20 protein-coding genes, 2 pseudogenes and 1 other annotated feature are annotated in these 26762 nt (G+C 57.4%); of the genes and pseudogenes, 9 read left to right on the top strand and 13 right to left on the bottom strand.

The genetic code is table 11. The features are described from left to right. Window positions 1-253: 253 nt before the first annotated feature. From E1180_RS14205 to E1180_RS14190, 4 genes are read right to left on the bottom strand one after another with little or no spacing between them, the layout of a single operon-like run. Window positions 254-631: a carboxymuconolactone decarboxylase family protein gene (locus E1180_RS14205; RefSeq protein WP_155191870.1), complete on the bottom strand. Its 378-nt coding sequence runs from the start codon at window positions 629-631 to the stop codon at window positions 254-256. Beyond that, the gene (locus E1180_RS14200) at window positions 631-2082 is read right to left on the bottom strand and encodes an aldehyde dehydrogenase family protein (RefSeq protein WP_208997142.1); all 1452 of its coding nucleotides are present in this window, start codon (window positions 2080-2082) and stop codon (window positions 631-633) included. Before E1180_RS14200 ends, E1180_RS14205 begins: the two co-directional genes overlap by 1 nt. Beyond that, window positions 2082-3164: an aromatic ring-hydroxylating oxygenase subunit alpha gene (locus tag E1180_RS14195; protein ID WP_244314067.1), complete on the bottom strand. Its 1083-nt coding sequence runs from the start codon at window positions 3162-3164 to the stop codon at window positions 2082-2084. The genes E1180_RS14200 and E1180_RS14195 overlap by 1 nt, the downstream gene beginning before the upstream one ends. Next, window positions 3164-4069, bottom strand: coding sequence for a MurR/RpiR family transcriptional regulator (locus E1180_RS14190; RefSeq protein ID WP_155191867.1), 906 nt, complete (start codon window positions 4067-4069; stop codon window positions 3164-3166). Before E1180_RS14190 ends, E1180_RS14195 begins: the two co-directional genes overlap by 1 nt. A gap of 76 nt (window positions 4070-4145) precedes the next feature. On the opposite strand from E1180_RS14190, the gene E1180_RS14185 reads away from it, so the two are divergent. The 3 genes from E1180_RS14185 to E1180_RS14175 are packed head-to-tail and all read left to right on the top strand — an operon-like array spanning window position 4146 to window position 9072. Continuing rightward, entirely contained in the window at window positions 4146-6623 is a 2478-nt protein-coding gene (locus tag E1180_RS14185; RefSeq protein WP_155191866.1) for an FAD-dependent oxidoreductase, read from the top strand. A gap of 40 nt (window positions 6624-6663) precedes the next feature. Beyond that, window positions 6664-7788, top strand: a complete 1125-nt coding sequence (locus tag E1180_RS14180; RefSeq protein ID WP_155191865.1) for a mandelate racemase/muconate lactonizing enzyme family protein — start codon at window positions 6664-6666, stop codon at window positions 7786-7788. 12 nt (window positions 7789-7800) lie between these two features. Beyond that, window positions 7801-9072 (top strand): aspartate aminotransferase family protein, encoded by a 1272-nt coding sequence (locus E1180_RS14175; RefSeq protein WP_155191864.1) that lies wholly within the window; start codon window positions 7801-7803, stop codon window positions 9070-9072. A 195-nt stretch (window positions 9073-9267) separates the two neighbouring features. On the opposite strand, the gene E1180_RS14170 is transcribed toward E1180_RS14175, so the two are convergent. Continuing rightward, on the bottom strand, window positions 9268-9948 hold the full coding sequence (locus E1180_RS14170) for an SH3 domain-containing protein (RefSeq protein ID WP_155191863.1): 681 nt from the start codon (window positions 9946-9948) through the stop codon (window positions 9268-9270). Between the two features lie 158 nt (window positions 9949-10106). Continuing rightward, window positions 10107-10442 carry an EF-hand domain-containing protein gene (locus E1180_RS22245; RefSeq protein ID WP_208997141.1) on the bottom strand — a complete coding sequence of 112 codons (336 nt, stop codon included), beginning with the start codon at window positions 10440-10442 and terminating at the stop codon, window positions 10107-10109. A 199-nt stretch (window positions 10443-10641) separates the two neighbouring features. Here E1180_RS22245 and E1180_RS14160 point away from each other — a divergent pair, with 199 nt between their 5' ends. Then, window positions 10642-11352, top strand: a complete 711-nt coding sequence (locus tag E1180_RS14160) for a response regulator (protein WP_155191862.1) — start codon at window positions 10642-10644, stop codon at window positions 11350-11352. Further along, complete coding sequence (locus E1180_RS14155) at window positions 11345-12664, top strand: ATP-binding protein (protein ID WP_155191861.1); 1320 nt, start codon at window positions 11345-11347, stop codon at window positions 12662-12664. Before E1180_RS14160 ends, E1180_RS14155 begins: the two co-directional genes overlap by 8 nt. Window positions 12665-12702: 38 nt before the next feature. On the opposite strand, the gene E1180_RS14150 is transcribed toward E1180_RS14155, so the two are convergent. Beyond that, window positions 12703-12906, bottom strand: coding sequence for a hypothetical protein (locus tag E1180_RS14150; protein ID WP_155191860.1), 204 nt, complete (start codon window positions 12904-12906; stop codon window positions 12703-12705). 211 nt (window positions 12907-13117) lie between these two features. On the opposite strand from E1180_RS14150, the gene E1180_RS14145 reads away from it, so the two are divergent. The 4 genes and pseudogenes from E1180_RS14145 to E1180_RS14130 all read left to right on the top strand — a co-directional run bounded on the left by E1180_RS14145 (window position 13118) and on the right by E1180_RS14130 (window position 19806). Further along, the gene (locus tag E1180_RS14145) at window positions 13118-14755 is read left to right on the top strand and encodes a hypothetical protein (RefSeq protein WP_155191859.1); all 1638 of its coding nucleotides are present in this window, start codon (window positions 13118-13120) and stop codon (window positions 14753-14755) included. 21 nt (window positions 14756-14776) lie between these two features. Further along, window positions 14777-15994 (top strand): phosphatase PAP2 family protein, encoded by a 1218-nt coding sequence (locus tag E1180_RS14140; RefSeq protein WP_155191858.1) that lies wholly within the window; start codon window positions 14777-14779, stop codon window positions 15992-15994. A 19-nt stretch (window positions 15995-16013) separates the two neighbouring features. Then, window positions 16014-18236 (top strand): S8/S53 family peptidase, encoded by a 2223-nt coding sequence (locus E1180_RS14135; protein ID WP_155191857.1) that lies wholly within the window; start codon window positions 16014-16016, stop codon window positions 18234-18236. 342 nt (window positions 18237-18578) lie between these two features. Next, window positions 18579-19806: pseudogene (locus E1180_RS14130) on the top strand (IS3 family transposase). After that, window positions 18860-18976: a sequence feature (AL1L pseudoknot), on the top strand. (Overlaps the previous pseudogene by 117 nt.) A gap of 138 nt (window positions 19807-19944) precedes the next feature. Here the strand turns inward: E1180_RS14130 and E1180_RS14125 are convergent. From E1180_RS14125 to E1180_RS14100, 6 genes and pseudogenes are all read right to left on the bottom strand, one after another. Further along, on the bottom strand, window positions 19945-21369 hold the full coding sequence (locus E1180_RS14125) for a gamma-aminobutyraldehyde dehydrogenase (RefSeq protein ID WP_155191856.1): 1425 nt from the start codon (window positions 21367-21369) through the stop codon (window positions 19945-19947). An 18-nt stretch (window positions 21370-21387) separates the two neighbouring features. Continuing rightward, window positions 21388-22191, bottom strand: coding sequence for an ABC transporter permease (locus E1180_RS14120; protein WP_155191855.1), 804 nt, complete (start codon window positions 22189-22191; stop codon window positions 21388-21390). Continuing rightward, window positions 22181-23104, bottom strand: a complete 924-nt coding sequence (locus E1180_RS14115) for an ABC transporter permease (protein ID WP_155191854.1) — start codon at window positions 23102-23104, stop codon at window positions 22181-22183. The genes E1180_RS14120 and E1180_RS14115 overlap by 11 nt, the downstream gene beginning before the upstream one ends. Beyond that, window positions 23097-24093 (bottom strand): annotated as a pseudogene (locus tag E1180_RS14110) (ABC transporter ATP-binding protein). Before E1180_RS14110 ends, E1180_RS14115 begins: the two are co-directional and overlap by 8 nt. 52 nt (window positions 24094-24145) lie before the next feature. Next, window positions 24146-25309 (bottom strand): ABC transporter substrate-binding protein, encoded by a 1164-nt coding sequence (locus E1180_RS14105; protein WP_155191853.1) that lies wholly within the window; start codon window positions 25307-25309, stop codon window positions 24146-24148. Between the two features lie 101 nt (window positions 25310-25410). Then, window positions 25411-26319 (bottom strand): LysR family transcriptional regulator, encoded by a 909-nt coding sequence (locus tag E1180_RS14100; protein WP_155191852.1) that lies wholly within the window; start codon window positions 26317-26319, stop codon window positions 25411-25413. Window positions 26320-26762: the final 443 nt, after the last annotated feature.

Raw genomic sequence — 26762 nt, 5'->3', positions numbered from 1 at the left:
ATTCCAGTCTCAAGTGTCAAACAACAACGGGCGTTTTTAAAAAGGGGCGCAGGCTTCAACGGGGCCAACGTCCGAAATGGGCGCGCAAAGCGGAAGTTCGTCGACGGAACGTTCGATGATAGCTTTGGGGGATTACCAACAGCCCGTCGAAGTGCCGTTCAATAGCCTGCGGACTGGCGGATTTGCTGAAGACCCATGATAGAGCCTTTTTGGCGCGGGATCAGAACCATTGATCTTGCCTGTTGCCTGGTTTTTAAGGCTCGCGTTCTTCCAAAACCTTCTTGGCAACCCGGAAGCATTCCAGTGCCTGCGGGACGCCGCAATAGATGCCGATCACATGGATGATGGCGCGGATTTCCTCTTTGGACACACCATTGGTGACAGCGCCGCGGCAATGGGTTTCCCACTCGGTCATCTTGCCGAGCGCGCCAATCATGGCAAGGTTCATCATGGAACGGGTCTTGGCGTCGATGACATCATCGCCCCAGCCAAAGCCCCAGCACCAGGCTGTCATGGCCTCCTGGAATGGCCGGGTAAAATCGTCGGCGGCGGCAAGGTTCTTCTCCACATACTCCGCGCCGAGTGTCGCCTTGCGTTGGGCAAGCCCTTTTTCAAACAGATCCTGATCCATCAGCCTATCCTGATTGCAATGTTTTTGGTCTGAACGTAGTTGAGCAAAGCCTCGCGGCCCTTTTCGCGGCCATAGCCGGATTTGCCGAAGCCGCCGAATGGCGTTTCGACACCGCCCGCATACCATTCGTTGACAAAGACCTGACCTGCCCGGAGCTGCCGGGAGGCGCGCATGGCGCGGTCTATATTGGCGGTGAAGACCCCGGCCACGAGGCCATAGGGCGTGCCGTTGGCAATCTCGAGCGCTTCGCTTTCATTCCGTGCCTTCAAAACCGACAGCACAGGCCCGAAGACTTCATCGCTGGCGATAGTCGTATCGGGCGCGACGTTCGTCAGAACAGTCGGCTCGAGAAAGTAGCCCAGGCGGTTCATGCGGTGGCCACCGGTTGCGATCACGGCGCCTTCACGCTCTGCTTCAGAGACCATGCCGGCCGCCCGCTGGCACTGCGCTTCAGAGATCATCGGGCCCATGTTATTGCCGAACTCCGGAAACTCGAGACCCGGACCAACCTTGAGACCTTCCGCCATACTGACGATGCCGTCCACCAATCTGTCATGGATGGCTTCATGGGCGATCACGCGGGACATGGCCGAACACACCTGGCCGGCGTTGAAATAAATCCCCCAACGGACATCGGAAAGGAAGGCGTCAAGATCGGCATCATCGTAGACGATTGCGGCTGATTTTCCGCCAAGTTCAAGCACACAGGGCACGACTTTCCGGGCGGCTGCCGCCGCAATGGCGGAGCCTGTTGCGACGGACCCGGTAAAGACGATCTGATTGACCTCAGGGTGCGCGGACAAGGCCGCACCGGCCTCCCTTCCGAGACCGCAGAGGATGTTCAATGCCCCCGCCGGGAGGCCGCAGGCAAGCGCGGCATCCGCAAAATACCGGTTCGTAAGCGGGTCAAGCTCCGGTGTCTTGACGACGACGGCACATCCGACTGCAAGCGCGGCTGAAACAGACCGTGCCGTCATCTCCATCGGATAGTTCCAAGGAATGATCTGGGCGGAAACGGCAAAGGGCTCATGGACAGTAAAATCGAAATACCCGCCGCCCAAGGGAATCGACCGGCCCTCCATTGTTTCGGCCTGATTGCCGTAGTATTCAAAGTACCGGGCTGCGCCTTCAATCTCGAGTTTCGCTTCCCAAAGCGGCTTTCCGGCTTCCCGGGTCAGGATCGGCGCAATCTCGTCAATACGATCCAGTATATACTCGCCCATCTTGCGGACGATCCGGCCCCGCTCTACAGGGCGACGATCCATCCAGGCCCGGCTGTCGCTGACCCGTTTGGCAGCCTTGACCGCGCGGTCGACGTCAGCGGCATCGGCTAGGGCCTGCTCGGCGAGCTTCTCTCCGGTGCCCGGGTCGAGCACATCAAGACGCCCGGCGCCACCTTCCACAAATGCGCCGTCGATGAAGTTATGCCAATAGGCTGGAGTGCCCTTCATCATACCTCCCGCATCCAGCTTTGCAGCGCTTTGACCGAGTGTTCGGAACTCACGCCGCAGTTCGGGTCCAGAACCAGAGGCCCCGGATTGTATCCCCGGCTCTTCAGCCCGCGCTGTACGGATTCTACAAGGTAGATGTCTTCTTCGACCGTAGTGGAGCGATCCTGCACGGCAAGGCGGCGCACGACTTCACTGTCAACGCCGTCAATCGTGTACCAACCCCGCCAGACGATGACGTGATCCACATCGACTGCCCGCCAGTGATAGGTGTTCAGGATGTTGCCCGGATAGACCTGGAAGGAGAACAGCGGCCACAAAAACCAGGAGGAATAGTCTCCGGCGTGTTCGTTGGACCCAAGGTCAATTTCGTAGGTCATGCGCTCCAGGTTTTGGCACTCTGTTGTGTGGCGCAGACAATAGCCTTGTGGCTGTATGTCATAGGTTTCCGGCTTGATCACGCCGGTTGCGAAAGTGGGGTGGTTGATGGGGCAGTGATAACATTCGGAATAGTTCTCGACCGAGACTTTCCAATTGCAGTTTTCTTCGATTTCCACCCATTCAAGCGGACGCAGCCGGTCGATATGCGGCACGAACGCCCGGAGCTCCGCGCGCACGTTGGGAAACCACGCGTCCATTGGCTTGGCCTCGGGGTCGAGATTCACAAACAGGAAGCCGCAAAAGTCCTCGATGCGCACCGGGGTCAGACATATCTGCTTGCGGTCGAAGCCCGGCACGGAGTTGACGTTCGGCCCAGAGCGGAGACCGCCGGTCAGCTCGTAGGTCCAGCTGTGATAGGGACAGACGAGCAGTTTGGTGTTGCCTTCGCCTTGAACCAACTGGTGCGCGCGGTGCTGGCAAACGTTGTAATAGGCCCGTAAAACGCCAGCCCTGTCGCGCAGGCAGATGATGCTCTCGCCTGCAATGTCGACTGTGAAATAGTCTCCGGCTTTTTCAAGAAGAGAGACGTGACCTGCGAATTGCCACGTTCGAGCCAGCAGGCCCGCCTGTTCCCGTTCAAAGTGTCCCGGATCCGTGTAGTACCGGGCTTCAAGCGAGCGGATAAGCTGGCTGTGTGCGTTCATCAGCGGTCCTTCCATTCTTCCTGATAAAGGCCCATGGCGTGGCGGCGGTTGTGAAACCGTTCAATGCTTGCAATGACTTCGGGCGGTGCATCGGCAATGACGAAGGCGAGAAGTGTTTCCAGAAGCGCGATGGTCGAGACAGAGGACGGAAAAAATTGAGGCGTCTCTGCATCAATGATGAACGCGTGGTCGCTGCCGACCACAATCGGCGAGGCGGCGCTATCGGAAATGGCGATAATGGTCAGGCCGAGTTCGCGGGCCACGTCAACGGCATCAATCACATCCGTGCGGTAGGGCTTGCAGGTCATGGCGACAAGCACGTCCCGCTCATCGGCCCGCGCAAGATCATCTGTTGCCACGGATCCCATGCGCGGGATCGTCCAGATGGTGTCGACCGCCATATCAGATAGATAGGTGAAGTTGCGGGCGTTGGAGTTGTTCACGCCAACGCCGAGCACATAGGTGTGCCGCGCATTCACGATGGCGTCCGCTGCGCATTTCATCGCGTCGGCATCTGTCGCCGCAAACGTGTTTTCGATGTTTGAAATCGCACAAGCCGCCATTTCGGCAAACAGCTCCCCAAGCTGCCCCCCTCTTGAAAGCGACTGCAGCCACCGTGCGCGGTCTGGGAAATCTGTGCCACGGCGCCGGATGGCTTCGCGGAACGGGTGCCGGAAATCCTCATACCCCTCGAACCCGACCGAGCGCGCCATGCGCACAAAAGTGTTGGGTTTCACACCGGCTGCATCTGCAATCTCGCGGATTGAACTCACGCTCACATCGTTTGGATTATCAAGCACATAGCTTGCAGCCTTGCGCAGCTCTGGTGTCAGCTCCTCAAGCTCGGACGCGAGCGTTTCCAGAACATCCGCCGGTGCAATCGAGTCTGTTTTTGGTACATTCATATCATTCATAATTGACGAGCGTACAATTGTACGTTTACGCTGTCCATCAGAAAATCGCCAGCAATGGAGATCAGCCTTGGCGGACCTTGGAACATCAAAACTCCCTTCGTCAGCTCGCGTCGTCATCGTTGGCGGCGGCATCATGGGATGCGGACTTGCCTACCACCTGGCCCATGAAGGCTGGTCGGACGTTGTGCTGCTGGAAAAGGCCGAACTGACCTCGGGTTCCACTTGGCATGCGGCAGGGCAGATCACGCATTCGACCTCCAGCTTTGGCCTTGGAAAATGTGTCGGCTACAACATTGATCTCTATTCCGGTCTTCTGGAAGAAGAGACCGGCCAATCCGTGACATGGCATGGCTGCGGATCATTCCGGCTGGCCTACACCGAAGATGAGATGGACTGGCTGCGCCACACCATGAGTGTTGGCCGGGCCCTGCAGTTTCCGATGGAACTAGTCGGGCCAGAGCGGATCCGGGAGTTGCATCCCTTCTATAATCTGGACGGCGTTCTCGGCGCCTTGCACACGCCGGATGACGGCCATGCGGATCCCTCTGGCGTCACCCAGGCGCTGGCGATCGGCGCGCGAAAGCTGGGCGTGAAAATCATCCGCCGCTGCCGCGCGAAGGACATCAAGCAACTTGAGACCGGCGAGTGGAAAGTCTTCACCGAACTCGGCGATATTACTTGCGAACATGTGGTCAATGCCGGTGGGACCTATGCGCGGCAGATGGGCGAATGGAGCGGCCTGCAATTGCCGATGACCTCCATGACCCACCACTATATCGTCACCGACACGGTGCCGGAGTTCCTGGAGCTAGACAAAGAACTTCCGGTCATTCGCGACGACAAGCTGGTCTCCGGCTACATCCGCATGGAGCAGAAATCCGGACTGATCGGGATTTACGAGAAGGAAAACCCGAACACGGTTTGGGAGGACTTCTGCCCATGGGAAGCCGAGAACGAACTGTTTGACGCCGACTATGACCGGATCATGCCCTGGCTGGAAAACGCCATGGACCGGATGCCGATTTTCGCAGAGCTGGGCATCAAGCGGGAAGTCCATGGCGCGATCTCCCACCCGCCGGACGGCAATCCCCTAATTGGCCCCGCGCCGGGCGTCAAAAACTACTGGTGCTGCTGCGGCACCCAGATCGGTATCGGCTGGGGGCCCGGCCTAACGCGCGAGCTCGCCAGGTGGATGGTACATGGCGCTGCCGATATTTCCATGCGCGAATTCGATCCGCGCCGGTTTGGTGCCTACGCCGGCAAGGAGTGGCAGGTGATCAAGGCCAAGGAAGACTACTGCCTGCGTCACGAAATTCCGTTTCCGCATTTCAACCGTCTGGAAGGCAGGCCCATCAAACCGAGCCCGCTGTATGAGCGCCTGAAAGATAAAGGGGCGGTCTACGAAGAGGTTTATGGCCATGAACGGCCCCGCTGGTTTGCCAAAGATGGTCTTGAGCAGCGCGACTACTATTCCTTCAACCGGGCTGAATGGCATGATGTCGTGGCTAAAGAGATGAAGGCAGTGCGCGAAACCGCCGGCATCATGGACATCTCCGCCTTCACAAAGGTTGAGCTTTCCGGCCCGGACGCAGAAGCCTATCTCGATTGTCTCGTTGCAAACAAATTGCCCAAGAAGGTTGGCGGCATCGCCCTGACCCATATGCTCAACCGGCGTGGCCGGATCGAGCTGGAGCTGACAGTCGTGCGGCTTGCCCCGGACCGGTTCTATCTCGTCTGCGCGGCGTTCTTCGAGCAGCGCCTCCTTGATCATCTGGCGCAGCATCTTGATGGAGAAACCGTGACCATCCGCAATCTCTCCACCGAGTGGGGGGCGATGGCGCTGAATGGCCCGCTGGCCCGCGATATCCTGCAGCCGAACACGCCTGCGCCGCTGGACAATGCCTCCTTCCGGTGGCTGACCGCACAAGAGATTGAGGTCGCAGGGCGCAAGTTATGGGCCTTTCGCATGTCCTATGCAGGCGAGCTGGGCTGGGAGTTTCACGTTCCATACGAAGACATGCTGGTCGTTTATGATGCGCTTTGGACAACCGGCGCGCCGCTCGGCCTTGCTGACTATGGCTCCTTCGCCATGAATGCCCTGCGGCTTGAGAAGGGCTTTAAGGGCGCTGGTGAACTGACGAACGAAGTCACATTGCCGGAAGCGGACGTGATGCGGTTTGTAAAACTGGACAAGGGGGAGTTCCTGGGGCGCCAGGAGACTTCAGAGAGCGCTGAGAGCAAACTCCCCTGGGTCTGTGTCTATCTTGAAGTCGAACCCGACGGTGTGGCCGACGGTCATGGCGGCGAAGCCGTTTTGATGGACGGAGAGGTTGTCGGAGCGACAAGTTCGATTGCCTATGGTCATTCGGTCGGCAAAATCCTCGCCTTTGCTTACGTCAAACCGGAAGCCGCAAAAACGGGAACGGAACTGCAAGTTGTCGTCATGAACGAGGCGCGTGCCGCTCGGGTTCTCGATGTCCCGGCCTATGATCCGGAAAGCATTTTGCCACGCACCGATGCGCCCGTTGGGGTGGCTGCAGAATGACGCAGCGCGGCAACAAACAGCCGATCCCGACGGAGGCAACATGAGCAACGTGCCCGACCTTGAGATTTCCGGCTTGTCTCTCTGGCGGGTCCCGCTGACCAGCCACGAAACCTACTACATGGCGGCCGGCAAGGCCTGTGCCACAGTGGACAGCATGGTCTTGCGCATCGATACCAAACAGGGCGTTTCCGGGTGGGGCGAAGTCTGCCCAATTCCCCACTATCTGCCGGCTTATGCCAACGGCGTTGCTCCGGTCCTGGAAGAACTCGCTCCGGTTCTGATCGGCCGGAGCCCGGTCGGCGCAGAGGCGGCCATGGCTGCGTGCCACCAACACCTTATCGGCCACGTTTACGCGAAATCGGCAATCGACATTGCGCTTTGGGACTTGACCGGCAAGGCTTGCGGGCTGCCGGTTTATACACTACTTGGCGGCCTGCAAACGGCACAGCTTCCGCTTTATCACTCAATCACCTGCATCGCGCCGGAAGACATGGTCCGGATCGCCAAGGATGCGATTGCCGCCGGGATGACGCAGATCCAGGTGAAACTGGGGGCCGACAATGATTGGCAGGCAGATGTCGCCCGTCTCCGGCTGGTGCGCGAGGCGGCCGGGCCGGGTCCGATTGTCTATGGGGATTGGAATTGCGGTGCGACCCGCATGGATGCAACACGGGTTGGACGGGCCGTCGCCGACCTTGACATCATGCTGGAGCAGCCCTGCCAAACACTGGAAGAGTGCGCAGCCGTGCGCGCTGCCACAGGTCTGCCAATGAAGCTCGATGAAAACGCCCATGACATCTCCAGTCTGTTGAAGGCCTACGAACTTGGCTGCATGGATGCCGTTGCGCTGAAACTGTCCAAGTTCGGCGGCATATCCGAACTGCGCAAGGCACGGGACATCTGCCTTTATGCCGGTGCCCGGATGTGTATCGAAGACACCTGGGGGTCTGACATCGCAACGGCCGCGGCCCTGCATGTCGCCGCGGCCACACCGCGCCAAAACATCATGAACGTCTGTGATCTGTCCGGTTATGTTGCGCCCCGGCTTGATCCGGACGCTCCCGCGCGCCACGGTGGGACCATCGCGCCGCCGGCCGGTCCCGGCCTTGGCGTATCGCCCGATCCGGACACCCTCGGTGACCCTGTTCTCGCCGTTGCTGCCTGAAGGAAGCGCCCGATGAAAACGACAATCTCACAAGCCGATTGGAGCGCGCGTGCCGCGGAGGTCCTGCCTGGCGCCGGGTTCGGAAATTTCGACCCCTCCTTAATCGTTCGCGAGGGCAAAGGGTCAAGGGTCTGGGACGAAGACGGCAAAGAGTATATCGACTATCTGATCGGGTCCGGTCCGATGATCCTGGGCCATGGCCATCCGGAAGTGGTCGAGGCAGTGCAGGAACAGCTTGGCAAAGGCATGACCTTCTTCGCCAACAGTGCGGCAGGCATAGAGCTTGCGGAAGTGCTGGTCGATGCCATGGCCTGCGCCGATCAGGTCCGGTATGTGTCAACCGGGGGCGAAGCGGACATGTATGCCATGCGTCTTGCCCGCGCCTTTACCGGTAAAGACCGGGTCCTGAAATTCGAGGGCGGCTACCACGGCATGTCCGGCGAAGCCTTGATGAGCCTTGCACCCAAGTCCTTGATCAACTTCCCGCAAGCGGTCCCGGATTCGGCCGGCATTCCGGACAGCGTCCGCGATGGCATGCTGATTGCGCCGTTCAACGATTCGGATTTCGTTACCTCGCTGGTGGAGGAATACGCGCACGAGATCGCCTGTATCATCGTCGAGCCGCTTCAGCGTCTTGTCCCGCCCGCGCTAGGGTTTCTTCGGACACTTCGCGACCTTGCGACCAAACACGGCATTGTTCTGATTTTCGATGAGGTGGTGACCGGCTTCCGCTTCGCCTATGGCGGGGCGCAGGAATACTACGGTGTCACACCGGATCTGTGCACGCTTGGCAAGGTTATCGGCGGAGGGTTTCCGCTCGCCGCCGTCGCAGGCAAGGCCGAGATCATGGCCCACTTCGACAAATCCAAGGTCGGGGAAAAGGGCTTCACCTTTCAGATCGGCACCTTGAGCGGCAACCCGGTCGCAAGTGTTGCCGGTCTCAAGACGCTGGAGATATTACGCCGTCCCGGTGCCTACCAAATGCTGAAGGATACTGGAGAACGGCTGATGCAAAGCTACGCCACACATCTTGGCGCGGCCGGAGTAGCGCATCAGATCGTTGGCGAGCCGATGTTGTTTGACGTGGTGTTCACGGAGCAGCCCGTTCGCGACTACCGCGGTACACTGAAGAACAACGCCGCCCACGCGAATGCCGTCAACGCATCGCTTCGGCAGAGCGGCATTTTGAAGCCGGACAGCAAATTATATGCGCATCTGGCTCTCACAGAAGAAGATCTCCAGCAAACGGACGCAGCAATCGCGAAGGCCGCGGCGCAGCTCTAGGCTACAACCTGCTGAAGGTTCGCATGGAGCGCTGACCACAACCGGAATTCGGGGCCTGACGAAGCCTAGGTTGGGTCGGTCCGCTTCCAATCGCTTGTATCGGCGGGTTGAAGGGCGGTTGCAACCTGTGACTGGGGTTTACGGGCGAGCGTGCCACCTCCAGGCTTCCTGACGCTCCCTGTTTTCTAAGACTGTTTATCTTGCAAACCGGCGGTGCGCTGTATTGCCCTGAGGACCCGAAACCGCAGCGCCGCATCCCCTTGGCCCGCAGCCACGGACACCGGAGGCTGTGTTGCCATTCGGTCCCGTCACTGTTCCCGCTGCGCCGCACCCGCGCGGACCGCACGCTCGGGCGCCGGCCGCCGTGCCGCCATTTGCGCCGGTTGCAGTGCCCGTTGCTCCGCAGCGCAGGCCAACGCATCCACGGGTGCGGGTGGCGGTCCCGCCATTGGGGCCAACGGCAGTTGTCGTTGCGGTTACTGGAGCGCGGTAATAGGCCGTCCAAGAACCATACCAGGGATAGGTGGTGTAATACCGGTCCCAATAGGCCCGGTTATACGTCACCACGGTCACTCCGGCGGCGGGCGCAACGGCCGGGGTCAGGATCACCGGCGCTCCATTGTAAACGACTTGGATGTATCTGGCTGACACCCAGCCTCTATATGTCCCAAAAGCAATATCGCACCAAGTGTAACCAGAGACGCAGCCATGCGTTACCACACGGCTGCCAGCGGGCACGACTGTCACCACCGGATAGGAGGTCGAGGGGCCAGCTCTCAAATTGACGTTAGCGGTGGAAACCGAGACGGTTGCCGCTGAGGCTGCGGAAACACCAGCCGTCAGAACTGCCATGATCATCAATAACCGCTTCAACATGTTCGTCTCCAGTCTTTTCAAATCAGTCGATCCGCAAGATGCGTCCCAAGTGTTTGGGGTTCCACTTGTGTGAAATGCGCGCCGCTTTGGGGGAAGCGGCGCGCGCGATGCAATGGGCTTGCGGGCAAGAGCCGATTGCGTTGCCTCTTCGCGCCCCGTTAGCGGCCGGCACTTTGCAGTTCAGCTCCCGTGACCTTGCCGTCACCATTGGCATCGAGCCGCCCGAATGCGCGCCCATAAAGATTGCGGTCGCGCACAGTTTGAGCCCTGCCAATGCTGTGCGCGGCATTTAAATCAATAAATGCCTTGAACTCGGCCGGGGTGAGGGCACCGTCTCCATTTCCGTCCGCCTGCATGAAGTTGGAGGCAGCCTGTTGACTGGACGCTGAGGCTTTTTGGGCCTGGGCGAGAGACAACGCCACGAGTGCCGTGCAAAGGACAGTGATTTTGACAGATGACGTCAGGCTGACTGCAAGAAGCGGTTTTCCGAACATAAGAGGACAATCCTTCAAACTCTTGGCAGAACCATCTCCGCCGTCGGGGCCTTTTTGAGTGACACACATTTCAGGAGTGTTGCGGAAAAGGAGGACTGTGTTTCGTCCCGTGTCATGCCTTTCTATTTGTCATACTTTGAAACATCTTGGAGAAAACCGGGCCTCCCGGCTTGGATGATCATCGCGGTAGTTTAGGTGCATGACCCAGAAACAAAGCCGGATTGTCGTTGTGGACGATGATCCTGAAATGCGGACACTTTTGCGCCGGTTCTTGAGCGAGCATGGTTTTGAGACCCGCGCCGTCGAAGATGGCAAAGCGCTTGACCGCGAAGTGAGCCGGAACCCGGCCGACGCCATCGTTCTTGATCTCATGATGCCGGGCGAGGACGGGCTTGCCATTTGCAGGCGTTTAAGAGCGGCCGGTGACACGACCCCCATTGTCATGCTGACCGCACGCGGAGATCCCATCGACAGGATCGTCGGCCTTGAAACCGGTGCCGATGATTATCTGCCGAAACCGTTTGAACCGCGTGAACTGGTCGCCCGGTTGTCTGCGGTTTTGCGCCGGACCCAGTCCGCCGGTCCCGTGCCTTTCGGGGAAGAGGTGCTGGCCGTCGGCCCGCTGGAAATCAACTTTTCCAAGATGACTGTTTTCCGCGATGGCAGGCCCTTGAAGCTTTCCAGCCGGGAATTCGCGCTCCTGTCGGTGCTGGCCCGGAGCCGTGGATGGCCGCTCAGCCGCGCCCAGCTGATTGACCGGGCGCTTGGCCGCGACGCAGTCGTGTCAGACCGTGCGATCGATGTGCAAATTGCCCGGCTGCGCAGGGCCATCGGGGATAGCGCGGACGATCCGGAGTTGATCAAGACGATCTGGGGGATCGGCTACGTGCTGGTCAAAGAGGATGCTTGATACCTTCCTCAAGCAAACAATCGCCGTTCTGGTCTCCACCATTTTTGCAGCCCTCGTCATTAGTTTTGCGACGGTGTCGATTTTTGTCGTCCGTCCGCAGATTGATCGGGCTGCCGAAATCACAGCTCACACACTGCACGCGCTCGGCAAAAGCCTGGATCAACTGGATACGCTTCAACGCGCGCGCCTGATCGAGACACTTACGGCCGATAGTTCCCTGAATGTGCAGGTCGCGCTGGAACGGCCAGCGGTTCAATCACAGCCCGATCATTTTCTTGGCCGCTATTTCAAGCAAGCCCTTGAAACGCGGTATCAGCTTCCAGACGGGGCGGCCGTTGCCAGTGATGCGGGCGGGCAGCTTTGGGTCCGGATCAATGTCGCCCAGCAACCCCTTTGGTTATCGGCGACAACGGCAAGTGTCGCCAATCCTGTTCAGAACCTGCTGCTGCTGGCCGCGCTTGCATTCGTCGCAGCCCTTGTTGCCGGAATTGCGCTGCAGCGCCGTGTCAGCCAGCCCCTTAAAACGCTTGAGAACCACGTCCGGCAGTTTGATGATCCAAAGGCGCACCATCCGCTCAGCGGATCAGGTGTGCGGGAGATCGAAGCGGTTTCCGATGCGTTTAACCAGATGGTCAACCGGCTGAAGCTGACGGAAGCTGACCGGGCCGTGATGCTGGCCGGCGTCAGCCACGATTTGAGAACGCCGCTCACAAAGCTCCGGCTGTCTCTCGATATGCTGCACGATGCCGATGAAGAGCTGACCGCGAGCGCGAAACGGCAAGTGGATCGCATTGAGACGATGCTTGTGCAATTTCTTGAATATGCCCGTGGTTTCGACGCGGAAGAGCCCGTGGCGGTGTCCCTTTGCGCGCTTTTGGACAGGTCGGTCCGGGCGTCAGACTATCCGGATACGGTGCATGTTGATGTGCCGCAAGACGCCACGGTATTTGTCCGGCAGGGGGCTTTGCTGCGCGCCCTTGGGAATCTCATCAATAACGCCATGCGTTACGGCAAAGCACCGGTCCGTGTTTCGGCGCGCCTTGAGGGCGAAATCCTGAGTTTGGAGGTGCTGGATTGTGGTCCGGGCATGGAGCCGGAGGAGGCGAGGGCCTTGACCCGGCCTTTTGCGCGGGGCAACAGCGCAAGAACCGGCGATGGAACGGGCCTTGGCCTTGCCATCGTTGAGCAGGCCGCGCTTGCGCATGGCGGCCGTCTGGACTTCAAAAATTCCGAAATGGTTTTTGGCGCAGCCCTCGTCATCCCCATTCAGTATTCTATGCAAAGTGACCCTTCGGGAGATGATCCAGCTTGATGGACGAGCAATAAATAAGTGATTGTAAAGTGGAGCTTTTATTGAGATTGAAACAGGGTCTTATCGCCCAGAATGACAAGCCATTCAATGATTTTACATAAGTTCTGATCTTCCACTTCTCCTTCTTCGATTGCTTTGTTTACGCGAGCACTTACTTCCGGCCAGTGTTTGTGTAGATCTACAAGACTTTTTATTTCGATATACGTATCACCAATTCTGATCACAGTGGCCTCTTGTGGCATGGTCAAACTCCCCAGTTTGCCCTTCAGTCTTAGCGTTGTTTCGCGGTTTCAATGCGCTAAAAAAACGTGAATCGATGTATGGTGGCTGGATTCACCTAGCTAAGTTGTTTTATTAAAAAGAACAGCTTGCGGGGGAACAGTCTTGGCCGATGCGTCGGTGTTCATCAGAATGTATGGAACATTTACCTGCTCAGATTCTGAGACAGGAGACGTGTTCCCGCTTACTGGCAAGACGGCCGCGATGGTGGCGTTGCTTGCGTCTGCCCCAAACGGGCGGCGGACACGCTCCTGGCTTCAGGACATGCTGTGGCCAAGGTCCGGTTGGCAGCATGGCCGGGCCAGTCTTCGCCAGTCATTGGCCGGGCTCAAGCGGACGCTTGGCCCAAAACACGTTTCCATACTCGGTGCAAACAATCAGGAAATCTGGCTGAACCTGGACCTGGTCAGCTTTGTCGGGTCTCCGCATGAAGGTGTCCTGCTGGAAGGTCTCAATCCTGCCGGTGCGGATGGCTTTGAGGCTTGGCTGAAAGACCAGCGCCGGAGGATCGTGGCGGGTCTCGACAGCGACATCAGATCAAATTTCCGGACGCTGCCGGCATCGCCTGTCCCGCAGCCGGAAGCTGCGTCTGAAAAGGTGCAGCGGTTTACAAAGCTCCGGCCGGCGATTGCTATCTTGCCGTTCTCCCATGCAACCAGTGATCAGATCGATCCGGTTTTCGGCGATATGATTGCCGGCGATCTATCACGCATGATTGCGCGGGCGCACGGAATCGATGTGATTTCCCACTTGTCCTGCCGCTCAACGGGCTTCCTGAATGCCGATTTGGAGCGGTTGAACACGCTTTACGGCGTTGACTACGTTGCCACCGGATTTCTTCGGGATGCGCGCGGCCAGATGACGCTGGATATCGAGTTCACCGACAGCGCTTCCGGCATGATCGTGAATACGAAACGCTTTTCCCGGTCCAGCAAGGACTGGCTGAGGGGAAGCGCGGATATCCTGCAGGAAATCGCCAACTACATCGTTGATTCCCTCTTTAAAGGAGCGTTGCGGGATATCCGCACGAAAAATACCGAAGACGTTGCCTCCCACTCGCTGCTGATGTCGGCGATTGCACTCATGCACCGGCAGGATCTGGCAAGTGTGCTGCGCTCGCACAAGTTTCTGGAGAGCATTCTGGATCAAAGGGGCCCATCGTCGCTTGCATATGCATGGCTTGCCCAATGGTATGTATTGTTCCTGGCGCAGGGGTGGGGAACGAATATCGAAGACGAAAAGCTGGCCGCGCGGGATATGGTGTCCCGGGCGCTTGAGTCCGATCCGGATTGCAGCTTTTCCCAGGTCATGGACGGCGTCGTCTCCTACCAGTTGGAACGGGATTATGAAGGCGCTTCTGTCACTTTCGAAAAAGTGCTGGCGGAAAATGAAAACAATGCGGTGGCCTGGTATTGGAAAGGGATCAAATACGCCTTTGAGGGCGACGGCCAGCAGGCCATTGCATATACCGATTGCGGCCGGCGGCTGACCCCGCTTGATCCAGGCGGGTATCTTTACAAAAACCTGTCAGCCACCGCGCATTTGTCCGGCAGAAATTTTCAAAGCGCGCTGGATCTGGCTAACGAGTCTCTTTCTTTGAACCGCCATCACGCTTCTGCAATTCGGGCCAAAATAATTGCTCTGAACGGATTGAACCGCTTTGACAGCGCCCGTGCCACAGCGCGTGAGATGTTGCAGATGTACCCCAAATACACAATCGAAAATTACCTCTCGGCGCACCCGGCTGCGGAACTGGAGATTGGGCAGGAATGGGCTCAAGCACTTGAGAGTAGCGGAATTCCAAGACGTTAGTATTATTTTCAGGAGGTGGGTATGGCATTTGAAGGTTTCGTGAGCGGCGCCTCTGGTGCAAGTGGTGCCAGTAGCGCATCCGGGGCAAGTGGTGCATCGGGCGCGAGTGGCGCCTCGGGTGCCAGCGGTGCATCTGGTGCCAGTGGCGCGTCAGGGGCCTCCGGGGCAAGCGGAGCCGGCGGCCGTCAGTTCTCCGGCTTCATGGCGCAGAGCATCGTCAATGCCCGCGACGCTATCGTGGGGCCGCGCTCAAGCTGGGACATTCAGTCCGTTTCCCATCTAGGCTTCGAAGACCCCAAGGACACAACCCGGTGGCCGGACTGGGCGCGCGCCATGGTTATTCATGGCGAATTGATGAGCGGTTTGCGGATCTCGACGGATGGGGCCGTTGCCGTCCAGATTGCCCACCGCGATGAAGAACGCACCAACGCGCAGGCCGGTGCGGTCAAGACTCTTGCAACCATCAAGCGGCCCAGCGAAACGTTTTTCGAAGGCCAGATGAACCTCGTCCTGTCCTATGCGGATCTGCGGGTGGACCGTCTTGCCGAAATCGTCAATCAGACAGGCTATCCCGATCACTATTTCGGTATCATTGTCTCCCTTCATCCGGACCGTACCCGCTATACGCTGGAGCTGATGGGAATTGCCCAGCGGTTCGCAACTGCTGTGGTCCAGAACGTCAAAATGGCGCTGGCCTGCAAACGGCCGGATCTTTATTCCGCGTCTGTGCAGCCTGCCATTCCGATGCCCGGTCATGGGGCCTTGCCGTCCGGGCACGCGACAGAAGCCGCGGCCATGGCTCTCATGCTCGCCAAAATCTCGGGCAATCAACCAGCATCGTCGTCCAACGAGAACCGGTATGAAAGGATGATGATGCTTCAGGCGGAACGGGTTGCCGTCAACCGGACGGTTGCCGGTCTTCATTTTCCAGCCGACAGTATTTCCGGCGCCGCACTCGGCCTTTGCATAGCCGAATATTTTGAGGCTCGCGCCCAATCGTCCGCCGGAAACCCGACCTCGATCAAGCCATTTGTATTCGACGCCGCCAAGTCCGGTGAAGACTGTGAGGCAGAATTGAAACGCGCCTCAACAACCGACTTTTACATTCGCGACTATTACAAGAACGGCTCCCGTCAGACCGGGAACCTCGTGACCCTTGGTAACGATCTTGTTTCCGTTAATCACGCGATACCGCAGCTGGGGCATCTCTGGAAGCTGGCCAAAGACGAGTGGAAGTAAGCGGAGGCATGGTGTCATTATGTCGGGACCTTATGCATGGAAACCGGCCAAAGCCTGGCCACACACCGTTGATCCTTACACAAGGTGGTTGATCGACACCGCGCCGAACTGCCTGGACGCCGGGCAAATGGAAAACTGCGCGGATAATCATTGGTTTCTGGTTCTCCTCAAAGAACCGGAGAAAAAGGCGGGCCGGAAACAGGGCGGGTATGGTCTGAACCGGATCGATGCCCATAACCTCGTCTGGAAACCGGAAGGCTCTGAATACGCGTTCTTGTTGACCTGCAAGGACTTTGGGGGAATGGCCGGTGAGTTATGCCAGTCCGGTCCGGAAACTGCGGCGGCTACACACCCCTCAGAGCCTACGGCCAAGGACAGCTCAGACCATGCGAAGGTGGATGCGCAGGCGGATGCGCCAACAGGGCGCATGGCAGATGAAGTCTATGCCCAGCTTGCGCCGCTCGATGATGCCATGATCCCGGAGGAGTTGTACGAGCCGCAGTTGGACGACATGTCCTCGCTCGGGATAAATCCTGCCAAGGCTGTGATTGTGGGCATCATTGATGATGGCATTAACATCGCCCACGAGCATTTCATAGATGCTGATGGCAACCCGCGGGTCGACTGTGCCTGGATCCAAGATGGACGATTGAGCCCGGACGGGCGCCGGGCGTCCTCTGTGCTGTTCGGACAGGAACTCACGGCCAGCCAAATCAAAGGGGTACTGGCACAGTTTGACAGTGAGGAAAAGACCCTGCGCGCCCTCGGTCTGGTGGACCCGACCAGGTCTGAACCGACGACCTTGAGCAAGGCATTCAGTCATGGGACATTCGTTCTGGACGCGCTCGCGGGCTATTCGCACAGCCCGTTCGGACATGATGGCCCGCTGCTGGAAGAACAGGGCCGGCCGGCAGGGCGCCAGACCGCCGATGCGAAAGACCGCCGGATTGTCTCTGTTCAGCTGAACCGCAGGGTCACCGGGGAGAGTTCAGGCGCGCTCTACACGCTGTTTGCGATTTTGGGCCTGGAATACATTGTCGACCGGTCGCGGCGCATTGCCAAACAGCTGCGGAAGCCGGGGGGGAAGAAAATCCCTCTGGTCATGAATTTCAGTTATGGCCTGTCCGGTGGCCCGCATAATGGCGATCATCTGTTTGAGCGGTTCGTGCAAAAAACGGTCGAAACCCTGGACAAGGATCCGGATCTCGGGCCGCTGCTTGTGCCGATGCCGGTTGGAAACCGCTTTCTGCTCAAGGGCCACGCGCATGTTGCCGCTGAAAAAGCGGGAGACCACACGCTCAATCTGAACTGGATTACACAGCCGCAGGACCCCTCGCCAAACTATCTGGAAATCTGGCTGCCGAAGCCGGCAGGCGCTCAGAAAAAACGCGGCAAGGCAAAACAGCCCGTCACGCTGACCTTGACCCCGCCCTTTGGAGACAAGGAGGCCGTGTTTTCCGAAACGGTCGACATTGCTAGTCTGAATGGAACCGAAAACCGGGATCTTCACGATAGCTCCGGAACTATTGTGGGACGGCTTACCTTTGACTGTCTGGATGCGGCCAATGCGCCGTCCGGGCCCGCTTCCGGTCCGCTGCCGAACTCCTATCCAAAACTGCGCATTTTGATTGCGCTCGCTCCCACCCGTCCGGTGGCCGACGAGACGGCCAGCATCCCCCCCGGATCCTGGAACGTGTCGGTAACGGCAAAACTCTCAAAAGGCGAGTTTCTGGAGGCCTGGATCCAACGGGACGATTCCCCACCCTTCTTCCGGCGCCAGGGGCGTCAGTCCTATCTTGAGCATCAATCCTGGACTGTTGAGGGACAGCGCCAGGACGAATTGAACGAACATGTTCAGCCGCTTCCGGAAGAGGCGGGGCTGTCCAAATACGGCACGATAAACGGTCTGGCCACATCCAGCGCCATGATCCGGGTGTCCGGCTACAGACTGAAGGACGGATCCCGGGCGGTCTATGCGGGCGCGCCGCATGCGGGCATGCCCGGCGAGGATGTCTCCGCCGCCTCCGACCGCTCGCGCGTTTTTGCCGGGCTTGTCGGCACAGGGGGCCGGAGCGGCAGCACCCAGATCATGAATGGGACAAGTGTGTCCGCCCCTATCGTTGGCCGCAGCCTTGCAGATTTCCTAGCTGAAAACAGGTTTCAAACGGCAGAAGAGGCGCGCAAAGCCTACCTGACTGCGCTGGGCCCCGGGTCGCCAATTGTGCGGAACCTGTGTGACTAATTGAATGGCCGGACAGTGCCGGCGCAAGCCGTCGCCCTAAACCAAGTCGGGACCACGCCGCTGGTGCATGCGATCCCTGGACCCGCAGGCAAGTGTAGTGGAAATAGAAAAGTGAGGGCTTTCTTCCTAGCCAGTAGTATTGTCGCTCTTCGGGTTCCGGCGCAAACGTCTCGCGAAGCAGAAAATTCCGCCTCGCAGGCTCGCGGTCGCATTCGGTCCACTGCTGACGTTGAAGCATTTAGCTACCAATGTCCGCAATGTGCGCTGGTTGATGTTCAGAATTGTACTGTTCTGAACCGCACCGGGTTTGTCGGAGGCTCCAACTTCTGAGAAAGTGGAGTTATGAGCAAAACAACAAACAAGTTTTCAGCTGAGGTACGCGAACGCGCCATCCGCATGGTGCTCGAGCATGAAGGCGAACATCCGTCCCGGTGGGCCGCAGTTTCTTCTATCGCGGTCAAGATCGGCTGCGCTCCAGCGACGCTGCATGAATGGGTCAAGAAGACAGAGGTCGACAGCGGCAAGCCAGCTGGCCTACCGAGCGATGTAGCCGAGAAGATGAAAGCTCTTGAGCGGGAGAATCGTGAGCTTCGTCAGGCCAACGAGATCCTGCGCAAGGCGTCTGCTTATTTTGCCCAGGCGGAGCTCGACCGCCCACTGAAGCGATGATTTCTTTCATCGATGAGCATCGCCCGGTGTTCGGGGTCGAGCCGATTTGCAGAGTTCTGCCGATTGCCCCGTCGACTTATTACGAGAACATCGCCAAGCGTGAGGACGTGGACCGGCTTTCAGTCCGCGCCCACCGCGATATCGCCTTGAAGATAGAGATACGCGGCGTCTTCGAGGAGAACTTCCGAGTCTATGGCGTGCGCAAGGTCTGGCGGCAATTGCAACGGGAGGGCTTCGATGTTGCCCGCTGCACCGTGGCCCGGCTCATGAGGGCGATGGGGCTTCAGGGGATCATCCGAGGTAAGCCTGTCAAAACGACGTTTGCGGACAAGTCGGCACCCAGTCCACTCGACCGTGTGAACCGCCAGTTCAAGGCACAGGTGCCGAACAGGCTCTGGGTTTCGGATTTCACGTACGTTGCCACCTGGCAGGGCTTCGTCTATGTCGCCTTCGTCATTGATGCATTTGCCCGCCGTATCGTCGGCTGGCGCGTCTGCCGGACAGCGCATGCCACCTTCGTTCTCGATGCCCTGGAGCAGGCACTTCATGAGCGGAGTCCCGTTCTGGCGGTGGCCTTGTGCATCACTCTGAGAGGGGTGTCCAGTACATGTCCATTCGCTATTCCGAGCGGCTGGCAGAAGCAGGCATCGACCCCTCGGTCGGGAGCGTAGGCGACTCCTATGACAACGCGCTCGCAGAAACGATCAACGGGTTTTACAAGGCCGAGGTCATTCATCGGCGTGGGCCTTGGCGAAACTTCGAAGCCGTCGAGTTCGCAACGCTCCAATGGGTCGACTGGTTCAACCACCGGCGTCTTCTGGAGCCAATAGGAAACATCCCTCCGGCTGAAGCGGAGGAAGATTACTACGCCGCGCTGGATCAAACGGCCGTGGCCCCATAACTTATACCAAACAGCCTCCGGCAAACCCGGTGCGGTTCAGTTCGGATTATATGACGAATAGTTATTTACTTGGGATCATGAAGCTTACTGCCGTAAACAAACTATTGTCATTTTACCGTTTCGATCAGGCTCGTGAACTCAATGCGCGATCATGACATGGCGTACCGCGGTGTAGTCTTCGAGCGCATACATCGACATATCCTTGCCGTAGCCGGACTGTTTGAGACCGCCATGGGGCATTTCGTTGACCAGCATGAAATGAGTATTCACCCAGGTGCAACCGTATTGCAGCGCAGCCGAAGCTTCCATAGCCTTGCTAATATCCTGGGTCCAGACAGATGATGCCAACCCGTAAGGACTGTCATTGGCCCAGTCTATAACAGGATCTGCGTCGCTAAAGCGGGTGACGGACACGACTGGTCCAAAAACCTCACGTTGAACGATTTCGTCGGTTTGGAGCGCGCCGGCCACGACAGTTGGTTGAAAGTAGAAGCCTCCACCGTCCACGACGTTGCCGCCGGTCGTGATTTCGATGTGCGATTGTTCAGTTGCTCTTTGGACGAAGCTGGCGACGCGGTCCCGCTGACGCGGTGAAATGAGGGGTGGTATCTCATTCTGGTCATCATCGCTTTCATTGAAGACGATACTTGCTGCGGCAGAAGACAAGTCGGCGACAAAATTGTCGTAGACCGATGCGTGTGCATACACCCGACAGGCTGCGGTGCAGTCTTGTCCCGCATTGTAGTAACCAAATGCCTTGAGACCTTCGACCGTGCGGGCTATGTCTGCGTCGCCATAAACAATGACTGGCGCTTTGCCGCCAAGCTCGAGATGGGTGCGTTTTACGCCTTTCGATGCCGCCATCAGAACCTTCTTGCCAGTAGCGACGTCACCGGTAATCGAGATCATGTCAACGCCGGCGTGATTGACAAGCGCGTTTCCAACCGATGCCCCTTGTCCAGCTATGACATTTACGACGCCCTCCGGAAGGATTCCGGAGAGGATTTTGGCGAAGGCGAGGGCAGTGAGAGGTGTTTGTTCCGACGGTTTCATGACGACAGTGTTGCCGCCAGCAATCGCAGGCGCCAACTTCCACGCCATCATCATAATAGGGTAGTTCCAAGGTGCGATCGAGGCTATCACGCCAATTGGGTCGCGCCGGATCATGGACGTGTGTCCTGCCATATAAGCGCCAGCGACGGGTCCATGCATGTTCCGTACGGCGCCTGCAAAGTATCGAAAACAGTCAGCGACGGCTGGAATTTCTTCGTTTCGCACTTCATTTATCGGTTTGCCGCAATTGAGTGCTTCCAGCTGGGCCAGGTTTTCAAGGTCGGCTTCAACAGCGTCAGCAATTTTGAGAAGCAGGCTTGACCGCTCGCTTGGTGTGGTTTTGGCCCAACCGGGCGCAGCCACACGAGCCGCCGCTACCGCGCGGTCGATCTGATCGGCGTTGGCCTCCGGTATTTTCAACAGGGTTTCACCGGTCCGTGGGTTCAAAACAGTTTCCTCTACTTCGGTGCCTGCTTCAAATCGGTTTCCAATCAGCATTTCGGTTTGCATGGGTCTATCTCCCTGTAATTATTTGCCTTGTCCGGCAACAGTTTCTGTTCCGCGGGTCAGGTAGTAGGCGGCAAGAATGGGAACGAACGTGACAAGCACGACCAGGAGCGCGACCACATTCGTGACCGGGCGTTGGCGAGGCCGGACCAGTTCCTCCAGCATCCAGATCGGAAGCGTTTGTTGCTGCCCGGCGGTAAACGTCGTGACGATGACCTCGTCGAAGCTCAGTGCAAAGGCAAGCATCCCTCCGGCCAACAACGCGGTTGCTATGTTCGGCATGATGACGAAGCGCAGCGTCTGGAAATATGTTGCGCCGAGATCCATGGAGGCTTCGACAAGAGAACTTGACGTTCGTCGGAAACGGGCCACGGCGTTGTTGTACACGACGACAATGCAGAAGGTCGCGTGTCCCAGAACAATGGTCCAGAAGCTGAAGGGTATGTCAGCGATATTGAACGCCGATCGCAGCGATATGCCTGTGATGATGCCCGGCAGCGCAATCGGCAGAATCACGAGAAGCGATATCGTTTCTCGTCCAAAGAACCTGAAACGCGCAACAGCGGCAGCGCACAACGTTCCTAGCACCATTGCGATAACCGTGGAGATCGCAGCAACACGAAGTGATAGCCCCAAAGCCTCCCAAACATCCGGACGGTTCCAGGTCACGCCAAACCATTGCAGCGTTAGCCCGGGAGGAGGCCATTGATAGGACTTGTCTTCCGTGGTGAATGCGTAAACGAAAATCAGCAGGATCGGCAAATGCAGGAACAAAAGCCCGCACATAGCAGCAACTTTGAGTCCAAGCGTGGCTTTAGAGTGCATCGAACGCTCCTGCGCGTTTGGCGAGCGTTAGATAAATGCCCATGACAAAGATGGGGACGACCGCGAATGCAGCAGCGAGCGGAATGTTTCCGGCGGTGCCCTGGAACTGATAGACGGCCTGGCCAATCATCCTTGCAGAAGTGCCGACGATCTGCGGGATGATGTAGTCGCCCATTGTAAGCGAGAAGGTGAAAATCGATCCCGCGATAATACCAGGCAAGGCAAGGGGGAGGATCACGTGACGCAGCGTTTGTCCAGACGAGGCTCCAAGGTCACCGGAAGCCTCCAACATGCTGGGCGGCACGCGTTCGAGCGCAGCCTGGACCGGCAGAATCATAAAGGGCAGCCAGACGTATACGAAGACCAGGAAAGTACCGGTCCAACTCACAGACAGGGAGTTGCCCCCGACAACCGGTATCGCCAGATACGCTTCCAAAATCCAGCTCAAGTAGAGAGTTTCAAAAAACCAGTTAAGGATGCCTTCTTTGGCGAGGATCAGCTTCCAGGAATAAACTTTGACCAGGTAGCTTGACCAAAGCGGCAACATGATCCCGAGGTAGAACACGGCTTTCCATCGCCCTCTTGCATACCTGGCGGCGTAGTAGGCGATGGGAAAGGCGATGATCGCAGATGCGATCGTCACCGCACTTGCCATGACAATTGTTCGAATGAGGATATCGAAGTTTGATGCACGCAGCAGTTCCGCATAGGTCTTCAGCGTGAACTCGTAACGCACCAAGCCTGTAAACTCGTCGATTGAGAAGAAGCTCTGGGCAAGAAGAGCAAATAGGGATCCCAGATAGACAATGCCGAGCCAAAGCAATGGTGGCGTCACAAGAAGAAGCAACAGGATCGTCGGCTGCCGCCAAAAAGCATCCGAAATTCGCGACGGGGCCGATGTTGTATCAGACATCTGGGCCCCGCATCACATGCAGCGCATCTTTGTCCCACGTCAAATGAACGGTACTGTCCAACTCCGGAACTGACGCCGCCTTCGGGAGCAAAACCGACAGACTGTTTCCCTCGACATCCAGCTCGAGCCTTGTTGCAGCGCCCAAGAAGGCCGAACCGATCACTTTGCCACTTAGCTTTCCGTCAGCACTGGTCAAATGGATTTGTTCAGGCCGCAGGCTTGCAGGGGCCGTTTCCCCAATCAGTTGCGCGACCAAATGTGCCGGAAGAACATTGGAAGATCCGACGAAGTCAGCCACAAACGGCGTTTCAGGTCTGTCATAGACATTCTGCGGCGCACCAATTTGCTGAATGTGACCACGATCGAAGACTGCCACACGATCCGCCATTGAGAGCGCCTCGCCCTGATCGTGCGTTACGAAAATGAACGTAATGCCGAGGCGCCGCTGGAGAGCTTTCAGCTCAGTCTGCATTTGTTCCCTGAGCTTCAGGTCCAGGGCACCGAGGGGCTCATCGAGCAGCAACACTTTAGGTTTCAAAACCAAGGCGCGCGCAAGTGCAACGCGCTGTCTTTGCCCACCGGATAGCTCTGATGGTTTACGGCCACCAAATCCCGCGAGCGCGACAAGGGACAAGGCTTCTTCCGATGCCTGGCGCCGAGCTGCTTTTTTTTCACCGCGCACCATCAAACCGTAAGCGACATTGTCAAGAATGTTCAAATGCGGAAACAGGGCATAGTCCTGAAAGACGGTGTTCACGGGGCGGCGGTACGGCGGTACGCGGGTGGCGTCTTCGCCGAAAATGACAACTGAGCCGCTTGTTGGTTGTTCAAATCCGGCAATGAGGCGCAGACAAGTTGTCTTGCCGGATCCGGAGGGACCGAGAAGGGCGAAAAATTCGCCCTCCGCAATGTCGAGATTCACAGCGTCAACAGCCTGAACCTGGCCAAAATGGACGTGAGATGTTTTGGAGCGAGACTGCTGGTTTCATGCTGTGTGCCAAGGGTTGGAAAACATGTGTACTGACCAAGTCCCTGTCGAGTTTAGCGTCCACCGATGACCCCGATGTAATCCGAGACCCAACGGTAGTAGGGAACACACTCATCCTGGCTTTCACACCTGGTCACCGGTGTCGTCCAGAAACTGACCCTGTCGAACTCGTCGAAGCCGTTTTTGGTGCAACCTTCAGCGGTCTGCATACCGCGCCCGTCAGTGCATGCTGCCGGAACAGCCGGGTTTGCGCCGAACCATACAGAAAGGTCAGACATTAAATTCGAGCTGAGCGTATGCTCCATCCACAAGTAGGCGCAATTTGGATTGGCGCTGTCCACGTGCATCATCGTGGTATCGGCCCAACCTGTTACGCCCTCTTGGGGAATGACGCTAGCGATCGGCGCGCCATCACTTTGCAACAAGTTGCGCTGGAACGGCCATGAGCCCGAAGCAGCCATACCTTCGTTCTTAAAGTCGTCGATTTGAATAAAGGCATCATGCCAGTAGCGGCTCACAAGCTTCCGCTGCTCGCGCAGCAGGTCCAGTGCCGCTGCATATTGGTCCGCATTCAGCTCGTATGGAGACACAATTGCGAGCTCTGGCTTGTGTGTCATCAAATACAAGGCAGCATCAGCAATGTGTATCGGGCCATCATAGGCTTGAACGCGGCCAATATTACTTTCGCCGTCCGGGAGGTTTTGTTCTTCGAAGACCACCGACCATGAACTTGGAGGTGTCTCACCAAAAACCTTCGTATTGTACATGAGGATGTTTGGGCCCCACATGTATGGCGTGCCGTAGTGCGTCTGGTCGACAAAGTGCCAAGGCGCCTCTTTCAACCGTTCATCTATGCTGTCCCAACTTGGGATCAATGCGGTGTTGATAGGTTGGACGCGTTTTCCGGCGACCATCCGAAGACTGGCATCCCCCGAGGCGGTGACGAGATCAAAGCCGCCCTCGTTCATCAGAGCCACCATCTCATCGGAAGTATTGGCCGTTTTGACTTTAACCATGCACCCCGTGGCTTTTTCAAAGCCGGTCACCCAGTCAAAATCAGCTGATGTTTCACCACGTTCAATATAGCCCGGCCAAGCTACAATGTTCAGCTCGCCTTCGCCGTCACCAAGTTCTGTCACCATATTGGCGGCGAAAGACGGTGTGGCGATGAGAGCACATAGGCTCACAATTGCTGTGGTCTTTAGAAACTGTCTCATGTTCACCCTCTGAGGCCTATTTTCGCTGGGGTAAAAACTGAGGCAGCAAGCGTAAATTGGCAAATTCAATATTCCGCGACTTAATATCGGCGTTTCCGATATCAGCGCAATCTAGGAGCGTGAAAGGTTTGAGCGACCGAGATAAAACTACGGGCGGTTGCGGTGATGTTTGCTCCGCGCCGCCAGACCAGACCGACTTGGACAACGGGCAATTGACCGGAGACGTCCCTGCTTTCAATCCGCTCGCCATCGAGCGACCAGGGCCGATAGATGAGATCGGGTAACAAGGCAACACCGGCACCACTCGCTACCAGGGAACGCACCGCCTCAACCGACCGTGTTCTAAAGGCAATTGTCGGTCGCTGAGCGAAAACGTCGAGTAGGCGCATGGACTCCGCCTCCATCTCATCGACGTCCAGGAGAATAAGCCGTTCTTCGGCAAGATCCTCAATAGCGATGCTTTCTTTTCTGCTCAGACGATGACCAAGAGGAAGCCACAACCGATAGGGAGATACGACAAGAATTTCGGAATGAAGCGCATGGTGATTGCGCAGGTTTGTCACAACCATGATGCCGATATCGAGTTCGCCGCCGACAAGAAGGTGCTCCAGATATTCGCCGGTGTCTTCGATGGCCCTAGTGTCAATGTAGGGTTGCGCGCGACGAAACCGGGATAGGAGATCAGACAGGACATAACCGGCGGTCAGAGATGTCACACCCAGATTGAGTTCACCAAAAACAGCATTTTCGCGATTGCTGAGATTTATCTCTGCATTGGAGACTTCCGTCAGAATTGCCTTTGCGTGGCGGAGGAAGACATGGCCGTCATGAGTGAGCTCAATCCCACGCTTGCGCCGCTCGAACAACTTCACTCCGAGCCGGATCTCAAGATCCTTGATCGCTTCAGTGACAGAACTCTGTGACACGGATAATTCGACAGCTGCTCGACTAATTGCACCATATTCTGCGGCTCCTACAAAATAGCGAGCCTGCTTCAAAGTAAACGACATCTACTTGCCTCTGACGCAACATATGATCAATCTCAATCGACATTAAACGGTAAAGTCAGTTTGCAAAATACGTCTATTTACAAGCGAAATATCAATTTATTCTTGGCATCTTAACCGATTGCCACATATGTATGTTTCAACAGCCACAATGAAAACGATTAAAACAAAACAGCAACAAGAAACGGTCGCAGATTTTCCGCGAGGCAGAGAGAAAATTGACTAAGCTGCGCGTACTTAAGATTTGCGTCGCCATCCTAATACGCGAAAAGACGACATTCGTTTAATCCGCAGCAAGAGGCCGCTTTCCGCCCAAAGCGGTTGTTACTCGTCAGCTGTTATCGAGAATTGCAAACCGTGCCTTCTTGCCCGCGCCGAATGCGAACTCTTAGAGAATTGTCAGCTCTGCTTGGAGGGTGCCTTACGAGGGGCAGCTAAGCGGTGTT

It is taken from the genome of Roseibium denhamense (assembly GCF_009711415.1).
Taxonomy (GTDB): domain Bacteria; phylum Pseudomonadota; class Alphaproteobacteria; order Rhizobiales; family Stappiaceae; genus Roseibium; species Roseibium denhamense.
The sequence above is the reverse complement of the archived record's forward strand: the minus strand, read 5'-3'. Positions and strand labels throughout refer to the sequence as shown.